Source organism: Rhodococcus sp. EPR-157 (assembly GCF_001647195.1).
Taxonomy (GTDB): Bacteria; Actinomycetota; Actinomycetes; order Mycobacteriales; family Mycobacteriaceae; genus Rhodococcoides.
The window spans coordinates 1-1561 of the sequence record NZ_LVCV01000225.1; the positions used below are offsets into that span (position 1 = coordinate 1).

The following is a 1561-nucleotide window of genomic DNA, read 5'->3' on the forward strand; positions in this document are numbered from 1 at the left end:
AGCATCGGTTCCTCGCTCGGCGCGGTCCTCGACGCAGGCGCCCTGGCCGATCTCGATCTGGCCGGGCTGACGTCAGGTGAATTGGGAACCGTCATCGGCGGTGCGGTCGGCTCGGCGCTCGACTTGGACACCAGCGCAGTCGGCAGCCTCACCGCCGCACTGGGAACCGCGATCGACACTTCGGTCGGAGCCGACATCGCGGCCGCAACCGATCTGGAAGGCGTGCTCGGTGCAGCGTTCGGCGTCGGTGGTGAAGCGGGCGCGAATCTCGGCGCTGCACTCGACACCGTGCTCGACACGAGCGGCGCACTCGATCTCGGCGCCGCCCTCGGTGGCGGAGCCGAACTCGGCGGCGCACTCACCGGTGCAGTAGACGCAGCCCTCGGCGCAGCAGGTGGCATCACCGGTGGCGTCGCAGGTTCCGGTGACCTCGGCCTCGGTGCGATCGGAGGCGCTACCGCAGGACTCGGTGGCGGACTGGCCGCAGGGCTTGATGGTGGTGTGGCCGCCGGGCTTGATGGCGCAGCCCAGACCGGTGCAGAGCTGGGCGCGGGACTCACCGGCGGAGTCGACGGCGCGGTCTCGGGTGTGGTTTCGGGTGCAGCAGGCCTCGGCGGGTCGCTCGAAGGGGCGGTCGACGGAACTGTCGGAGCCGGCCTCGACGCAGGGGCTCAGGCCGGTGCGGACCTGACCGGATCACTGCAGGGCGCCGCAGACCTCGGTGTTACGGTGGCCGGTGACCTCGGCGCGGGGCTGAACACCGGACTCGGTGCAGGACTCGACGCCGGTGCGTCGGCGGGAGCGGACCTGGCCGGCGGTATCGCGGGTGGTGCTGCTGCAGGTACGGATGTTGCCGGAGACGTGGCAGGTGGAATCGCAGGTGGAGTCGAGGCCGGTTCGGACGTTGCCGGAGACGTCGCGGGCGGTATCGCAGGTGGAGTCGAGGCCGGTACGGACGTTGCCGGTGACGTGGCGGGTGGAATCGGTGCAGGCGCGGATGTCGTCGGCGGCGCAGCAGGTGGAGTCACGAGCGGCTTCGAAGGTGCTGCAGACGTCGCTGGAAGCGCATCCGGATCCTTTACCAGCGCCTTCGACTCGAACGCGTGGTCCTCGGTGGATTCCAGCGTGTTCGGAGAGGCGGAGTCCTCGCTGCATTCGGACGCCGGCCTGCACGGCGACGTGGACAGCTCGGCCGACGCCGTCGCGGACGTCGCCACCGTCGATCACCACACGGATCTGCTGAACCCGTAACGTAATCGGTGAATTGTTGGACAAGACCCCGGGCGGTTCTACTGCCCGGGGTCTTTCCGCTCGTTAGAGTTCAGGGCAGCCGATGCACGTGTACCGAAAGAAGGCCATGGACGGGCAAGCGAAACAGCTGGCCGAGCTGCTCGATCGAACTGCGGCGGTAGCGCAGACGGTCGGACGGTCCGATCTCGTATCGAGAATGGAGCTCGCCAAAGAGCGGGTCCTGGATCCGCGCAGGCGCATCGTCGTCGTCGGCCCGTTGAAACAGGGAAAAAGCCAGTTCGTGAACTCGTTGCTCAATCTGAACGTGTGC

Annotated in this window: 2 pseudogenes; both read left to right on the forward strand. The window is 68.2% G+C overall.

Features of this window, described 5'->3' with window-relative positions:
• Positions 1 to 1251, forward strand: a pseudogene (locus A2J03_RS30990) (IniB N-terminal domain-containing protein); the annotation flags it as partial.
• Between the two features lie 82 nt (positions 1252 to 1333).
• Positions 1334 to 1561, forward strand: a pseudogene (locus A2J03_RS10235) (Isoniazid-inducible protein iniA); the annotation flags it as partial.